Here is a 15289-nt window from a genome sequence, read left to right on the forward strand (position 1 = left end):
GATGGCTAAGCGAATAATTGGATGGCGTTGGCAGTAGTGGCAGTAGCCACTTGCTCTAAGGTCAAGGATTTAATATCAGCAATGCGCTGGGCAATACGGGGCAGGTAGCTGGGTTCATTACGCTTTCCTCTATAAGGAACCGGTGCTAAGTAAGGACTATCTGTCTCCAGCACCAAGTGACGCAAATCTGTCTGTTGGATGACAGGCTCCAGACCACCATTCTTGAAGGTGGCCACGCCGCCAATCCCTAATAGAAAACCCGTTTCTATTGCTTGGTCAGCTTCCTCTACAGTGCCTGAGAAACAATGAAAAATACCTGTAAGGGTACCGTCCTGCAGCTCCTGAACAATCTCTAGCGTTTCTTTGAAGGCGTCACGGGTATGTAACACAATAGGAATTTGGTATTGTTTAGCCCATTGGCACTGGATGCGCAACACTTCTTGCTGTTGGGCAAAGAAAGTCTTGTCCCAATACAAATCAAGGCCAGCCTCCCCTATTCCTTTAAACTTTCTTTTCTGGAACCAGCCTTCTACCTCATACAGCACCTTCTGGTAGTCTTCTTTAACGTAACAAGGATGCAAACCCATCAGCGCATGGCACATAGCAGGGTGCTTTTGCTCTAAAGCAAGCATTGCGTCTATAGACGTATGGTCAATGTTGGGCATGTAAATCTGCGCTACCCCCGCTTCCTCAGCCCTTAGGATCATGCCTTCCTGGTCATCCTCGAACTCAGGTGCGAATATATGGGCATGGGTATCAATAAATTGCATGCTAGGTTTCTATTTAAGCGATGGCCGTTTTTGGCTTCTTTTCCAGAAAACAGACCAGAAATGGCAAATATAACAGAATGCCCTTGAACCGCTTTCAATAAAGCCGGCCCTTCCAGTTAATCTTGAAAGGCAAAAAGTAGTACACTATGAGCAGAATAGAAATTCCTAAAAGGTAGAATTCAAAGAATAGGACATCATACCATCTCATAGACCGGCCCGCTCTTTGCACGGCCTTCATCACAAAAATGCTCTGTAATAGCACCTTTCCCAAGCCAATCAGTAAAGCGGTACTCAAGGAGGTGTAGGAAAAAAAGGGCACCCAAACCGGATAGTAAATGGAATTAAATACCAATAAGGCCCGTATGTACCAAGGCAAAAGCCAGGCACCCCGCATCCAACGCTTGCGCTGGTGCAGCAGAAAACGCAAAGAGGGCGCCGGCGCGCTCAGGGCTAACACTGAATCACTAAATACATGGCAAGAAGAAAAGCCCTTCTTAAGCACCTTAGAAAATAACTGAACATCCTCCGTTATGGAAAAAGGGATGCCTTCAAACCCGCCAACCGCCTCATATGCTTGCCGGGTAATGGCCATGTTGTTCCCCATGGTAGACACCGGAAGCCCTCTGTCTGCCACTACTTGCATGAGGCCCAATGAATAAAGCCAGTCCAAGGCCTGCATCCGGTCAAACCACCGGCTACCCGTCACGGTGGTAATACCAGTAGCCAACGCATAGCGGCCGGTAAGTTGCTGCAACAAACTTTTCACCCAAGTCTTAGGCACTTGAATGTCTGCGTCTGTAAAGAAATAATAGTTAGAGGTCGCCAAATGCGCCAGCTGGGCTAAAACGTTGGCCTTCCCTTTTGTGCCTGCCACATCATGAGTGATAGAGACAAGCTTAATGAAAGGTTTATCAAGGATGAAATTCTTTACCAGATGCTTGGTCTGGTCCTGTGAACGGTCATCACCTACCAAAATCTCTAGCTTGTCTTTAGGATAATCCAATTGGCTCAGCGCCTCAAGACAAGTAAGAATATATGATTCTTCATCTCTGGCTGCCACCAAAATAGAGACCTTGGGCCAATTCTGTAAATCAAAGGCACTAAGGTTACCTCCTTTAAACCGGAAGACCCAGAAATAAAGCAATACCAGAAAGAGTAGAAAAAACAACGTGAAATAGACCAATGAGATGACCATGGCCTATAGCGCTTTAAAAGTAAAGCCAGAAGCTGTGTAGTGCTCTAAAAGCCTGGGCAGGACGTAGCGTAGGTTTCGTTCAGCTTTGAGGCTGTCATGCAGGACTACAATAGAGCCCGGCGTTAAAAGCCCTTTTAGTTTAAGCCAGCAAACTTCAGGAGAAAGGCTTTGGTCAAAGTCATAGGTCAAGTGACTCCACATCACTACTTGGTACTTCTCTCTGAGTTGGGTTAAAAGAGAGTAGGTTAGTTGGCCATGCGGAGGCCTGAACAGTTTGGTAGTGACATGGGGCACCACTTGTTGCAGAGTCTTTTGGCATTGTTCTACTTCTTGCAGATAATGAGCAAACGGCGTTTTAAAAGCCTGCACATGTTTGTGTGTATGATTCCCCAGGGTGTGCCCCCCCTGAGCCACTTTTTTTGCAATGTCTGGATTGCGCTGTAAGTTTTCACCCACGCAGAAGAAAGTAGCCTTTGCCTGGTACTTCTCCAATTCAGCCAACACGAATTCAGTAACTTCTGGTATGGGGCCGTCGTCAAACGTGAGGTAGATGGTTTTCTCCAAAGACTTTCTGTGCCACCAAATATTTGGAAACAACCAGAACAGAACACTTGGAGTCTTATAGAACCGCACGCGTATAGGCCAAACAAGAAAAGTTAAACAGTCTATTATTTAAACCTACAAGAGAGCAACGTGATGTCATCTGAGTAGGTGGCGCTGCTGTTAAAGGTGTTTATTTCCTGCAATAGTTGGGTATGGATATTACGCGAACTCACGTACCGGCAGCACTGCAACACACGTATGGTATTCTCTATCCCAAACTCATCCTCATCCTGGTTGAAGACTTCTGTGAGCCCGTCTGTGTAGCAGAACACAAAAGACCTGGGCGGAATCTCAACTTTGGTGACTGTCAAGAACGGCAGGTCTTCAAAGATGCCCAGCATGGTACAGCCTTCTTCCAGCAGCTCGTACGAATTATTCTCCAGCAGCAAGATAGAGGCATTGTGTCCCGCATTTACGTAAGAAAGCTCCCGGGTTTCTGCGTTGTACAAGCCTATAAAAGTTGTGATGAACTTCTCAGCGATGGCGTTCTGGTAGATGAGGTAATTAAGCTCCTTCACAATGGTCCCTAAGTCTGTAGTTTGCCGCAGAATGGTACGCAATCCTGCCTGAAAGTTAGACATAAGCAAAGAGGCCGGCACTCCCTTACCAGATACATCTGCCACGCAGAACAAAAACTGGTTGGAGTCTATCTGAATGAAATCATAGTAGTCGCCGCCAATGGAAGAGTGCGGAATATAGGTGGCATGAATAGAGACCTTGGCGTTGTTAGGCAGACTCTTAGGGAAGAGCATGTTCTGCACCTCACGGGCAATCTCAATCTCTTTTCTAATGGCTTCCTGGGCTAAGCGGTGCCGCTCCAAGCGCCGATTTTCCATGGCCACCAGGATGATGTTGCTTAAGGTCTGCACAAAGCTGAGCGCACCAAGGGTGGTGTAGTAAGAGTGCACGTTGCCAATCATCACAAAGGCCAGAATGCGGTTGTTGTGGATGATGGGAATGATGGTCTCAAAATCCTGCCAGCGCTTGTCAATGTGCAGCCTGGACATGGCCGTGATTTCACGCAGGTCAGTCACCTCCTCGGGCAATGCGATCTCCCTGAAATTATGCTCCGTCCCAAAATTCACCTTGCACTCCCATTCCTCATCATGGATGAAAAGAGCCAGTCTTCTAATGTGCAACTGGGCCAGCAGGGTAAAGTGGTAAATCTTGTAGAGCGCTTCTTCGGGCAGGTTGTTATTGATGGCTTTGGTAATCTCTAGCAATGCCGCCAGCTCCAACTTCTTCAAGTTCAACTCCTGTTCTACCGTAGGGAACTTCAACTCAGACATTGTCTTTTTATTTGGGGGGTATTGAACAAACCAGAGGAGCTACGCAGGTAAACCAACAGCTTCTAGCTAGAAAATTCAGGTGGCAAAATAACTAAAATAACGGTGCCTTGCACAGTCCCTCACCAGAAACCCTAGGCGCACTGTGGTAAACAACTTAATCGTCCTTCTTTTGTTTTAATAAAATCTTTACAAGGTGGTATTATGCGCCAAAAGCCCAGCCTTGCTGGCTAAAAAGAAATAGGCCGCGTGGTGCAATTCAAAATGCTCTCCGTCAAAAGGCACCTCGGTGTCTTGGTCTGGGAATAAGCACTTTACATAGCTTTTACCAATTAAGCCTGTCAAGACGCGTATCAGTTCCTCGGTCGGCAACCCGGTTTGCTTTTGCAAGTCTGTGAAAGAAGTGACAAAATAAAGTTCATCAATGATATCAAATTCCTGATCTGTCATGCAGCCACATGTTGACGGTCTTTCCAAGCATACGTACCGCGCCAGCCAAGGATAGCCGTTGCTAAAATATATGGTACATATACTAACTGCAAAAGACCTAAGTGAAGTAATAATTTTCTATTTTGAAAGAAGCCCAATACCTGATAGAGCAAAAAGGCATCTGCTACCAGTTTCAACACCACTAGTAATAAAAACCAACTCCATGAAACCCCCAGTGCTATAGTAGCCACCAAGGCCAGCCACAAGCTTATATTCCCTACTAACACCAAAAGTGCAAGTGCTTTAGGAGCCGCTAAAGTGTAATGTTTCCATTTGCTGGCCCAGCGCTTGCGCTGTTCAATAAAAGAGGTAAAAGAGTTGGTTGCCTTGGTGTACACAGTGGCATTGCGGTCTTTAAGAAAAGCGACACAGCCTGCCTCCCGCTGATGGATTTTATGCATCAAAAACTCGTCATCACCAGAGGGCAGGTGTGCATTGCCAGAAAACCCGTTTACCTCTAGAAAGGCTGATTTTTCATAGGCCAGATTAGCCCCGTTGCACATGGTAGGCAGAGTAAGACCAATACTAGCAGCCCCTACCCCAATCAAGGCCGAAAACTCCAATGCCTGCAGCTGCTGAAACCAACTTCCGTCTGAGGCAAACGCCACCGGACCACTGATGAATTTGGCCTGCTGCTCTACCCGACATTGGTTTATCGAAGAAAGCCAGGCAGCGGGTACCCGACAGTCGCCGTCCGTGCAGGCAATCCAATCTCCCTTCGCTTGTGAAACTCCTACTGCAATGGCTCCCTTTTTTAGCCTGTTTTCCGGAAAAGACGCCAAAAACAAAACCCTTAGATTTAATGAGCTCGTCGCTAGAAAATTCTGTACTAAGGAGGGCGTACTGTCCGTGGAATGATCATCTATGACCAGCACTTCAAAATTAGATGGTGGGTAGTCTTGCCCCTCTAAATCTTGCAGTAGTTGCAGGATTGTAGCTGCCTCATCCTTGACCGGGACAATAACCGAAAAGAAAGCAACATCATGAGGTGGTTTGGCCTGTAGGCGAGGTAGTTTATACCAGGCCACGGCACATGCCAGAAGAGTTACGGCATACGTGCCTATGACCAGAAGCAAGAGGGCAAAAAGAATCAACGCGTGCGGGTAAGTTTAAGCGGAAGAACAAACAACAAGCCTACCACGCTAGGCAAGGCAATGTTCAAAGCCCACAGTGACAAACTGGCTCCTAAGACTAATAAAGGGTCCTGCCCCATTAACCCGAAGAAGTGCATGGCGCTCAACTCCCGCATACCAATGTCTGCCAGCGCATTGATAGAAGGCACCAATGACTTTAAAAGAAAGGTACCAGCCACGCCCCAGATGTATTGATCTATAGACAAGTTAACCCCAAACGCCCACAATAAGGCAATGAACTGACCCATGAAAACCGCATACCGCATACCAGATAGCAAGATCATCTTGTTCAGTTCCTCAGGGGTGTACTCGCCAATGACGGCAAAGTAATGTACCCAGCGTTTAAGCACCGGCACTTTCTCCAATACTGCAATGGCCCAATGGAAACTGAACAACAAGGCCAGCATCCAACCGTTTAACAACAGCAATCCAAAAGCAATGGAAATCCCCACGGGTGTAGCCAAGGGCATATAATAACTGTAAAAAAAATACGCCAGGGCGGCAGAACCCACCAACACCGTGGCAAACAGCTGGCATAAGCGTCCCAACAGGATTGCCCCAATGGCGTCTACCCGGTTCTTTTGATGCATGGTCAAGATACGACCGGCGTAGTCTCCCACCCTATTGGGCGTGACAAAACCTAAGGTGAGGCCAGCCAATACGGCGCGGTATGCTTTTAAGAAAGATATTTTTTCAATTTTCTTAGAAAGAAACTGCCACTTGAGCGCTTCAAATCCCCAATTTATTGGTAGTAAAATCACCGCCAAAGCCGCTACCCAACCACTGTTTGCCCACACTTGTTGCCATCTGGCCCAAGAGAAGGCGGTTTGGTTCTCGGCGTCCAGCAAGGCCTCCCGTAAATAATAAAGTGTCAAACAAAGCACCGCCAGTTTACCGCCCCACACCATTAGGCGCACGGGTAGGGTAAGACTGCTAGTTTGTTTGTAATTTTGTGCTTTATGATTCATTCTAACCTACCGCTTCCTAATAATAAGTTGATTCTTGGCGTTGACCCCGGCACGAACGTGATGGGGTATGGCCTCATTGAAGTAAACGGCTCCAAAGTTACGGTGCTCCAGTACGGTGTGTTGCAGTTAAAGAGCTACCCCAACCATGCTGTGAAATTAAAGAAAATATTTGACGCCACCCTTCGCCTCATCACCGAGTACCTCCCCGACGAGATGGCCATTGAGGCACCGTTCTTCGGGACTAACGTACAGTCCATGCTAAAGTTGGGACGCGCCCAGGGCGTGGCCATCGCTGCCGCCCTCTCCAGAGACATCCCGTACGTGGAATACGCGCCTAAAAAGATCAAGCAGTCTGTGACCGGCAATGGCAACGCCTCAAAAGAACAGGTGGCCGCCATGCTCCTGCAAATCCTTAAGATCAAGGAAGCACCCAAGTTTCTAGACTCCACAGATGCCCTGGCCGTGGCGCTCTGTCACCATTACTCACAGGGCAGTAACCAGAAAGCCGGCGGAAAATCCTGGAAAGCCTTTCTTACTGAAAATCCGGATAGAATTAAATAGACGCAAGATTCAAGACTTTTTCTATTAGAAGTATAAAGCCAGAACTGCCGTTTTTGGCTTGTTTTATAGAAAACAGGCCAAAAACGGCAGTTCTGCATTAAGTCTTGTGTCTTAAATCTTATGTCTTACATCTAGCTAATTGCTTCTCTCCCTATCAAGTGGGCCACGTCTTCCATTTCTTCTGGAGAGAACTTCTGCTTGGGATTGCTGAAGTTCATGTCAGACATCTTGTTAATAGGGATCAGGTGAATATGCGCATGGGGTACTTCTAGACCAATCACGGCCACGCCTACGCGCTGACAAGGAACTGCTTTTTTAATAGCCACGGCTACCTTGCGGGAAAACTTATGCAAGTCGCCCAAAGTGTCTGGATCCAAGTCAAAGATGTAGTCTACGGGCTCTTTGGGGATGACCAACACATGACCTTTCACCAAGGGATTCACGTCCAGAAACGCTAAAAACCGGTCATCTTCCAGCACTTTGTACGCCGGAATCTCTCCTTTTACAATCCTTGAAAAAATAGTTTCTTCCATCGCGCAGCGGTTGGTTATCTAGAGATTTCTATGATTTCAAGCTTGATGGTACCAGCAGGCACCGTAATTTCAGCAATATCTCCCACGCTCTTGCCCAGCAAACCTTTGCCAATGGGTGACTTCACAGAGATTCTACCAGCGGCCAGGTTGGCTTCTTCTTCGGCCACCAGGGTATAGTTCACCTCCATGTTGTTGGAGAGGTTCTTCAGTTTCACCTTAGAGAGAATCAAGGCCTTGGACGGATCCAGGTTGGAGTCGTCAATGAGGCGGGCGTTGCCTACCACTTCTTCTAGTTTTGAGATTTTAAGTTCCAGGTGGCCCTGTGCATCTTTGGCGGCATCGTATTCTGCGTTCTCACTTAAGTCACCTTTGTCACGCGCCTCTGCCAATTGACGGGCCGCCTCGGCACGTCCTTTGGTCTTAAGTTCTGCTAACTCTTCTTTGAGTCGTTGCAATCCTTCTGGGGTATAGTATGATACTGACATATGTAATAGTTGAGCACTGTGGTAAAAAAGAAGAACGGCCTTCCGTTTGGAGACCGTTCTTATGCTAAGGTAGTATTATTTTTCTAAAAAGCATGGAATCCGGCCAATATTTTGACGCTCCCGCCCCGGCGTAATCATTCTTAAGAATAAGAACCATTTTTCACTGGCTTTCAGTTTCCGTTTTTGGCCTGATTTCCAGTAAACAGGCCAAAAACGACTTACAAGGCATACTCCTCCTTTACATTTTTGGCTATATTTGTTTCTACCTCTATGACAGAATCCACCGAACCCCTCTTAAAATTAGCCGCCATTGACATTGGTTCTAATGCGGTCCGCTGCCAGATTTCAAACGTGTTCAGGTATGAGCAGCACACGCTCTTTAAACGGGTAGAATACATCCGGTACCCCATGCGCCTGGGCGAGGACGTCTTTGCCTCTGGCATTATTTCTAAGAAGAAGACGGATAAGTTTGTCAAGCTGTTGCACGCTCTTAAGCTGTTGTTAGAGGTACATGAGGTACAGGATTACATGGTCTGCGCCACCTCTGCCATGCGCTCTGCCACCAATGCGCCAGAGATCATCCAGGAGGTACACAAAAAGTTGGGCATGGACATACAGGTGATTGACGGCACCACCGAGGCCGACCTCATCAACATGGTCATACGGCAGCAACTGGACGACAAGAACTACCTGCACATTGACGTGGGCGGCGGCAGCACCGAGTTCAACATCTACGTGAACCGCATGAAGGTGGCTTCCCGCTCTTTTGAACAAGGCTCCATCCGGCACATGCAGGGGGACGAGTCACAAGAAATGTGGCTGGCCATGCAGGATTGGGTCACCGAGAAAGCCAAGCTGCACCATGTCACCCGGGCCATTGGCACGGGCGGTAACATCAACAAGATTTATGACATGGCCCGCAAGACCGGCGGCAAGCCTATCTTCAGGAAACAGATTGAGGAAGTGGTGGACCACATTTCCAGCCTGACCATGGAAGAGCGCGTGAAGGTGTTGCTCCTCAACGCAGACCGGGCGGACGTCATCGTGCCCGCCGCCGAAATTTACCTTTCTGCCATGAAGTGGGCGCACATTGAAAGCATGTTGGTCCCGCAGGTAGGATTGAAAGACGGTATGCTGCAAGCCTTGCTAGAACGTCACCAGGAAGGCATCCACCATCATTTCAAAATTGATTTTTAATAAAATAACTGAGGCCGTTTTTGGCCTATATTCTAGAAAACAGGCCAAAAATGAAAGCGCCCGCTAGTATTGTTAGCGGGCGCTTTCATTTAGAAATTCAATAGCACATAAGCACATTGAATAATTAGCACATTAAAACAAACAAGCTTCCTTAGTCATTTCATTGGTTAGGTGGTAGAACTCGCGGTGGGCGTTGAAAGGAGCTTCGCCTTCTTCCGGATGGCGACGTACATAGGTCCCGTCTTCGCGCATCATGTAAGAGTTCTGGTTGTCCATGAGGTTAAAGCGCAGGATGTTGATGGCCTGGCGCTTGAGCTCGTCATTCACAATGTAGAACAAGGCTTCAATGCGGCGCTCAAAACTGCGCACCATAATATCAGCACTGCCGCCCAACACCGTAGGGATGCCGTTGTTGTGGAAGTAGAACAAACGCGCGTGCTCTAGGTATTCACCCACAATGGAGCTCACCTGGATGTTCTCGCTGAGACCTTCCCGCCCTGGGCGTAGGCAGCAGATGCCGCGCACAATCAGCTTGATCTTTACGCCGGCTTGTGAAGCCGCATAGAACTCGTCAATAACTTCCTTGTCTTCCAAAGAGTTGATTTTGATGACAATACCTGCCTCAAAGCCCTGCTTGGCGTTCTCTGCCTCATGCCTGATCAATTCTATCAACTGCTGGCGCATGTCTTTGGGCGCGGTGATCAAGTACTGGTAGTCTTCTGGATAGGAATGACCCGTGATTACATTAAAGAAGTCTGACACATCATGCGCATACACGTCATCTGTGGTGAGCATGCTTATGTCTGTGTACTGCCGGCTGGTAGACTCATTGTAGTTACCAGAGCCAATGTGTACGTACCGGGTTACCTTTTCCCCTTCCTTTCTAATGATCATCATCATCTTGGTGTGGGTCTTGTACTTACTGATGCCGTAAATCACAAAACAGCCGGCCTTTTCCAGCCGCTCCCCTTCCTTGATGTTCTTCTCTTCGTCAAAACGCGCCTTTACCTCAAACAAAGCAGAAACGTGCTTTCCGTTCTCGGCGGCTTTTAATAGCGCTGCCGTAACCCTGGAGTTGTCTGCCAGACGGTAAATGGTCTGCTTGATTCCCAGCACATAGGGGTCCTCGGCGGCTTTCTCTAGAAGGCTCACCACGGGCTCAATGCTGTTGTAAGGATGATGCAAGAGCACGTCATGCTCCTTCAGGTACTCAAACATATTCTCCTCGGCGCCGCGTGGTAGGCTGGGTGCCTGTACGGGGGCCGGGGCTTTCATGAGCTTATTCTTGAACTGCGGGTGTTTTATGATCTGCCACAAACCGCGCAAATCTACCAACCCGTTTATCTGAAACAGGTTAGCCTTGTCAATGGTCCAGCGCTCCTTCAAGATTTTGAGCATGTGCGGCGATGGTTCTTTGTCCATCTCCAGACGCACTACTCTTCCTTTCTTACGGGTTTTGAGTTTGAGCTTGACCTCCTGCACGAAGTCCTGGTCCATGTCATCGCTTTCTTCCAGGGTAAAGTCACCGTTACGGGTAATCCTGAACAAGCTCACCGACAGAATCTCTACGTTACGGAACAGCTTGGGCATGTTCTCCCGTATCACATCCTCAATGGGTACAAAGATGATTTTGTCCTTGCGCTGTATTTCTATGAAACGGTTAAGATTGGCTGGTATTTGTATGAAGGTTAGGCGGTTACTAGGCTTCACCTCTTCTGCCACTTGCGTCACTACTCCAAAAATTAGGAGCATGTTCATCATTAGGGGAAACCCGTGGTAACTGTCATAGACCATGGGCGTGAGCAAAGGAAAGATGGTGTCCTTGAAATAGGCGTCTACCTTGCGCTGTTCAGACTCTGTGAGGTCTTTTACCTGGCAGATGTCTAATCCATTCTGCGGGAATTCCTTCACTAAATCCTGGTACACCTTGTACTGGTCTGTGACAAAGCGATGCGAGAAATCCAACAGCTTCTTCCGGAACGGGATCTCGCGCATGCCTGAGTAGTCAATGCGCTCCTTGCCGTAGTCTATGTAGTTGTACAGAGAGCCGATCCTGATCATGAAGAACTCATCCAGGTTAGACGAGCAGATGGCCAGGAATTTAAGCCGGTCAAAGATGGAGGTGTTTGGGTTGCGCGCCTGGTCCAGCACTCTAAAGTTAAACCGCATCCAGCTCAGGTCGCGAGAGATGTAATTACTCTTCCGGATTTGGTCAGAGACTTTTATTGGGTTCATAGCAGATGAATCATCATTTCTGAAACGCGGAACATCCCGTTTCTGCCTTGTGCTAAGATACTAGCTTTTTGCTTGTCAGCATGAATAGAAACACAAAAGCCTGCAAGTCCGCAGGCTTTTGTGTTTCATCTATAATTCAACTTCAATTTCTACCCGAAGGTTGTCTGAAAAAGAAGCTTTTTATTCCTTACACGTCTACTTTGGCGTACTTGGCGTTGCGTTCAATGAAGTCACGGCGCGGAGCCACCTCATCCCCCATCAGCATGGAGAACAGGTGATCGGCTTCGGCGGCAGACTCAACAGAAACGCGTTTAAGGGAGCGAGTATCTGGGCGCATGGTGGTTTCCCACAACTGCTCAGGGTTCATCTCACCCAAACCTTTGTAACGCTGTACGCCTACGCTGTCTTCCTTGCCTTTGCCTAGTTCGGCCACGGCCTCAATGCGATCTTGCTCGGTCCAGCAGTAACGCTCCTCCTTGCCTTTCTTCACCAGGTAAAGTGGTGGCAATGCAATGTACACGTAGCCAGAGTCAATCAAGTCACGCATGTACCGGAAGAAGAACGTCAGGATCAAGGTTCTGATGTGAGAACCGTCCACGTCCGCATCCGTCATGATGATCACTTTGTGGTAGCGCAGTTTGTTCATGTTCAGCGCCTTGTCATCCTCTGGTGTCCCGAAGCTCACGCCCAAGGCGGTGATCATGTTCTTGATCTCTTCGTTCTCATAGATGCGGTGCTCCTGCGCCTTCTCTACGTTTAAGATTTTACCACGCAAAGGCAAAATGGCCTGGAACTTACGGTCACGGCCTTGTTTAGCCGAACCACCCGCAGAGTCACCCTCTACCAAGTACAGTTCGCACACTTCAGGATCAGAGTCAGAGCAGTCAGCCAGTTTACCAGGCAAACCAGAGCCGCCCATCACGTTCTTGCGCTGTACCATCTCACGAGCCTTGCGGGCCGCCAGACGGGCTTGCGCCGCCAAGATCACTTTTTGGATGATAATGCGTGCCTCTTTCGGGTTTTCTTCCAGGAACTGGTTCAGGATCTCTCCTACCACCGTGTCCACGGCGCCCATCACATCTGAGTTACCCAGCTTGGTTTTGGTCTGGCCTTCAAACTGCGGCTCCTGCACTTTCACAGATATCACCGCGGTTAGGCCTTCCCTGAAGTCGTCACCCTGAATCTCTACCTTGGCTTTTTCCAGCATGCCAGATTTCTCGGCGTAGCTTTTCAAGGTACGGGTCAAGGCGCGTCTGAAACCGGCCACGTGGGTACCGCCTTCATGGGTGTTGATGTTGTTAACGTAAGAGAAGATGTTCTCTGTGTAAGACGTGTTGTAGTTCAAGGCAATCTCTACCGGAATACCGCCTTTCTCGCTTTCCACGTAAATGGGATCAGGAATCAGGTTGACGCGGGTTTCTTCCAGGTAGGCCACAAACTCACGCAGACCACCTTGGGAATAGAAGGAGTCGTTCAGGAACTCACCTTCAGAGATCACCTCGCGGCGGTCTGTCAAGTTGATTCTGATGCCTTTGTTCAAGAAAGAAAGCTCGCGCAGACGGCTAGCTACGGTCTCATACTTGTACTCAGTCACCGTAAAGATGCTGGCGTCTGGCTGGAACGTAACGGTAGTACCTGTTCTGTCAGTAGTGCCAATCTCCCGTACCGGGTAGGCAGGCGCACCAATGTTGTAATGCTGCTCGTAGATTTTTCCGTTTTTGTGTACGGTCACGTGCAGGTCGGTAGAGAGGGCGTTCACGCAGGAAACCCCCACGCCGTGTAGACCGCCAGAAACTTTATAAGAGTCTTTGTCAAACTTACCGCCGGCGTGCAACACGGTCATGACCACCTCCAGGGCAGAACGGCCCTCTTTCTGGTGAAAATCTACCGGTATACCACGGCCGTTGTCTGACACGGTGATGGAGTTGTTTTCATTGATGGTCACGTTGATCTCATCGCAGTGGCCGGCCAGGGCCTCGTCAATGGAGTTGTCAACTACTTCCCATACCAAGTGGTGCAGACCCTTTACGCCAATGTCGCCAATGTACATGGCCGGACGCTTACGTACCGCCTCCAGCCCCTCAAGGACCTGGATGCTGTCTGCAGAATAAGAAGAAAGATTGTTATTGATCGCGTTTTGTTCGATGTCACTCATGGTGTAATCGGTGGGTTATTAACATACAAAAATACCGAATTTTATCCGTTTTTCCCAGTAAAACCGCGCTAAATATAGGAGAAATTTAATAAAATATGACCTTCTCCCAACCGCAAACAAGGCCATCCTCAACGGGGCATGACCTATCTCCACCAAAGGGCGTTTTTGGCCTGTTTTACCCAAACCAAGCCAAAAACGACTTCCCCTTTAAAACGCTTAAAAATTATCTGTGTAAACTAAGAATTGGCTGTAAACTGTCTTTGGCGCAAGGATTAATTGCAATTTCAACTAACTCACTTTTAAACCGTTACACCAACAAGGACAGGTAATAGCAAGAGGTGTCATTTGGGTAAATGCACTATTCTTCTTAAGTTTCGTGCTTTATTGCAGAATCACCCTAGGCAGTCTTCCTTTTTAGCAAACTGTCTTCCGCTTATTTTCTTTACAAAAGCACATGAAGGACGTAATTTTAGGTATTGACATTGGGGGTACCAACACCAAGTTCGGTTTCTTAGACCGTGATGGCATCAGTTTGGCCCAAGGCGAGCTTTCTACCAATGAAGGCGAAACCGTGCATGATTTCCTGCGCATCCTGTACCAAGAGGTTCAAACCAAGTTCAAGAAAATTGAAGACGAGGCCACGCTCATCGGCGTAGGCGTAGGCGCTCCAAATGCCAACTACTACACCGGCAACATTGAGAACGCTCCTAACCTCAAATGGCACGGCATTGTTCCTTTGGTGGACCTGTTAAAGCAGTACTTTAAAATGCCGGTCTTTTTGACCAATGACGCCAACGCCGCCGCCATTGGCGAGATGGTGTACGGTGGCGCTAAGAACATGCGCAACTTTGTGGTCATCACCTTAGGCACCGGGCTGGGCAGCGGATTGGTAGTGAACGGCCAGCTGGTGTATGGACATGACGGCAACGCCGGCGAGATTGGCCATACCCTGGTGAACGTGAACGGCCGCGGCCGCATGTGCGGCTGTGGTAGAAAAGGCTGCCTTGAAACCTACGTTTCTGCTACGGGCATCAAGCGCACCGTCTACAAATTGTTGGCAGACTCCATTGACTACAGTGAACTGCGCGGCGTGAGCTTTAACGACCTTACCGCCGAAATGATCACGCAAGCCGCCAAGCGCGGGGACAAGATTGCCATTGATGCCTTTGAGTACACAGGTAAAGTGCTGGGCATGAAATTAGCCGACACCGTGGCTCACTTAAGCCCTGAGGCCATCTTCCTCTTCGGCGGACTGGTGCGCGCCGAGGAGTTCTTGTTTGACCCGGTACGTTACCATATGGAAAAGAACCTCTTGCACGTCTTCAAAAACAAAGTAAAGATTCTTCCTTCTGGCCTAGGCCTAAACAACACCGCCGTTATGGGCGCGGCCGCTTTGGCCTGGAATGAAATTGAACGCGCCGCTACGGCGTAACCAAAACCACATATTTTTTAAACGAAGAAGGCGCTGCATTTGTAGCGCCTTCTTCGTTTTTGGCCTAATTTCTGGAAAACAAGCCAAAAATGGGTTTTAACCAAAACCATGATGGCGGCAAAAATCAGGCAGGCAAACTTTATAGCAACATTTCTTTAGAATATTAGTATTTACAAATATCCCACGCGCCATCATGTTAGTGCGCAATAGGGTTAAATACCAATTCAGCTTTCCATCCTCCATCATA

14 protein-coding genes are annotated in these 15289 nt (G+C 48.4%); 3 read left to right on the top strand and 11 right to left on the bottom strand.

Annotated elements, in window-relative coordinates; genetic code table 11:
• Nucleotides 1–5: 5 nt before the first annotated feature.
• The 7 genes from ABD880_RS04680 to ABD880_RS04710 form a co-directional block, all read right to left on the bottom strand.
• The gene (locus tag ABD880_RS04680) at nucleotides 6–770 is read right to left on the bottom strand and encodes a TatD family hydrolase (RefSeq protein ID WP_345162825.1); all 765 of its coding nucleotides are present in this window, start codon (nucleotides 768–770) and stop codon (nucleotides 6–8) included.
• A gap of 94 nt (nucleotides 771–864) precedes the next feature.
• Nucleotides 865–1965 (bottom strand): glycosyltransferase, encoded by a 1101-nt coding sequence (locus ABD880_RS04685; protein WP_345162827.1) that lies wholly within the window; start codon nucleotides 1963–1965, stop codon nucleotides 865–867.
• Between the two features lie 3 nt (nucleotides 1966–1968).
• The gene (locus ABD880_RS04690; RefSeq protein ID WP_345162829.1) at nucleotides 1969–2529 is read right to left on the bottom strand and encodes a polysaccharide deacetylase family protein; all 561 of its coding nucleotides are present in this window, start codon (nucleotides 2527–2529) and stop codon (nucleotides 1969–1971) included.
• Between the two features lie 104 nt (nucleotides 2530–2633).
• The gene (locus ABD880_RS04695; protein WP_345162831.1) at nucleotides 2634–3857 is read right to left on the bottom strand and encodes a PP2C family protein-serine/threonine phosphatase; all 1224 of its coding nucleotides are present in this window, start codon (nucleotides 3855–3857) and stop codon (nucleotides 2634–2636) included.
• Nucleotides 3858–4043: 186 nt separating this feature from the next.
• A complete protein-coding gene (locus tag ABD880_RS04700; protein WP_345162833.1) occupies nucleotides 4044–4304 on the bottom strand; it encodes a hypothetical protein in 261 nt (86 codons plus the stop codon).
• Nucleotides 4301–5437 (bottom strand): glycosyltransferase, encoded by a 1137-nt coding sequence (locus tag ABD880_RS04705; RefSeq protein ID WP_345162835.1) that lies wholly within the window; start codon nucleotides 5435–5437, stop codon nucleotides 4301–4303. Before ABD880_RS04705 ends, ABD880_RS04700 begins: the two co-directional genes overlap by 4 nt.
• The gene (locus ABD880_RS04710; protein WP_345162837.1) at nucleotides 5434–6444 is read right to left on the bottom strand and encodes a lysylphosphatidylglycerol synthase domain-containing protein; all 1011 of its coding nucleotides are present in this window, start codon (nucleotides 6442–6444) and stop codon (nucleotides 5434–5436) included. Before ABD880_RS04710 ends, ABD880_RS04705 begins: the two co-directional genes overlap by 4 nt.
• On the opposite strand from ABD880_RS04710, the gene ruvC reads away from it, so the two are divergent.
• Entirely contained in the window at nucleotides 6436–7005 is a 570-nt protein-coding gene (gene ruvC / locus ABD880_RS04715; RefSeq protein WP_345162839.1) for a crossover junction endodeoxyribonuclease RuvC, read from the top strand. The two genes, ABD880_RS04710 and ruvC, sit on opposite strands and share 9 nt — an antisense overlap.
• Before the next feature lie 131 nt (nucleotides 7006–7136).
• Here ruvC and ABD880_RS04720 read toward each other — a convergent pair whose 3' ends face one another.
• Both ABD880_RS04720 and greA read right to left on the bottom strand, forming a co-directional pair.
• Nucleotides 7137–7538, bottom strand: a complete 402-nt coding sequence (locus tag ABD880_RS04720; RefSeq protein WP_345162841.1) for an HIT family protein — start codon at nucleotides 7536–7538, stop codon at nucleotides 7137–7139.
• Nucleotides 7539–7552: 14 nt separating this feature from the next.
• Nucleotides 7553–8023, bottom strand: a complete 471-nt coding sequence (greA, locus tag ABD880_RS04725; protein ID WP_066511709.1) for a transcription elongation factor GreA — start codon at nucleotides 8021–8023, stop codon at nucleotides 7553–7555.
• 270 nt (nucleotides 8024–8293) lie between these two features.
• On the opposite strand from greA, the gene ABD880_RS04730 reads away from it, so the two are divergent.
• Nucleotides 8294–9220, top strand: a complete 927-nt coding sequence (locus ABD880_RS04730) for a Ppx/GppA phosphatase family protein (protein ID WP_345162849.1) — start codon at nucleotides 8294–8296, stop codon at nucleotides 9218–9220.
• 132 nt (nucleotides 9221–9352) lie between these two features.
• Here ABD880_RS04730 and ppk1 read toward each other — a convergent pair whose 3' ends face one another.
• Nucleotides 9353–11455 carry a polyphosphate kinase 1 gene (gene ppk1 / locus ABD880_RS04735; protein WP_345162852.1) on the bottom strand — a complete coding sequence of 701 codons (2103 nt, stop codon included), beginning with the start codon at nucleotides 11453–11455 and terminating at the stop codon, nucleotides 9353–9355.
• A gap of 187 nt (nucleotides 11456–11642) precedes the next feature.
• A complete protein-coding gene (gene gyrB / locus ABD880_RS04740; RefSeq protein ID WP_345162855.1) occupies nucleotides 11643–13610 on the bottom strand; it encodes a DNA topoisomerase (ATP-hydrolyzing) subunit B in 1968 nt (655 codons plus the stop codon).
• A 454-nt stretch (nucleotides 13611–14064) separates the two neighbouring features.
• Here gyrB and ABD880_RS04745 point away from each other — a divergent pair, with 454 nt between their 5' ends.
• Nucleotides 14065–15042 (top strand): ROK family protein, encoded by a 978-nt coding sequence (locus ABD880_RS04745; RefSeq protein WP_345162858.1) that lies wholly within the window; start codon nucleotides 14065–14067, stop codon nucleotides 15040–15042.
• The last annotated feature ends 247 nt before the right edge of the window (nucleotides 15043–15289 follow it).

It is taken from the genome of Nibribacter koreensis (assembly GCF_039541795.1).
In the GTDB taxonomy this organism is placed as follows: Bacteria; Bacteroidota; Bacteroidia; order Cytophagales; family Hymenobacteraceae; genus Nibribacter; species Nibribacter koreensis.

Bases quoted from the DNA above. Each gene is read 5' to 3' on its own strand.
- ABD880_RS04680 (WP_345162825.1), bottom strand. From the start codon at position 770: ATGCAATTTATTGATACCCATGCCCATATATTCGCACCTGAGTTCGAG.
- ABD880_RS04685 (WP_345162827.1), bottom strand. From the start codon at position 1,965: ATGGTCATCTCATTGGTCTATTTCACGTTGTTTTTTCTACTCTTTCTG.
- ABD880_RS04695 (WP_345162831.1), bottom strand. From the start codon at position 3,857: ATGTCTGAGTTGAAGTTCCCTACGGTAGAACAGGAGTTGAACTTGAAG.
- ABD880_RS04700 (WP_345162833.1), bottom strand. From the start codon at position 4,304: ATGACAGATCAGGAATTTGATATCATTGATGAACTTTATTTTGTCACT.
- ruvC (WP_345162839.1), top strand. From the start codon at position 6,436: ATGATTCATTCTAACCTACCGCTTCCTAATAATAAGTTGATTCTTGGC.
- ABD880_RS04710 (WP_345162837.1), bottom strand. From the start codon at position 6,444: ATGAATCATAAAGCACAAAATTACAAACAAACTAGCAGTCTTACCCTA.
- ABD880_RS04720 (WP_345162841.1), bottom strand. From the start codon at position 7,538: ATGGAAGAAACTATTTTTTCAAGGATTGTAAAAGGAGAGATTCCGGCG.
- greA (WP_066511709.1), bottom strand. From the start codon at position 8,023: ATGTCAGTATCATACTATACCCCAGAAGGATTGCAACGACTCAAAGAA.
- ABD880_RS04730 (WP_345162849.1), top strand. From the start codon at position 8,294: ATGACAGAATCCACCGAACCCCTCTTAAAATTAGCCGCCATTGACATT.
- ppk1 (WP_345162852.1), bottom strand. From the start codon at position 11,455: ATGAACCCAATAAAAGTCTCTGACCAAATCCGGAAGAGTAATTACATC.
- gyrB (WP_345162855.1), bottom strand. From the start codon at position 13,610: ATGAGTGACATCGAACAAAACGCGATCAATAACAATCTTTCTTCTTAT.
- ABD880_RS04745 (WP_345162858.1), top strand. From the start codon at position 14,065: ATGAAGGACGTAATTTTAGGTATTGACATTGGGGGTACCAACACCAAG.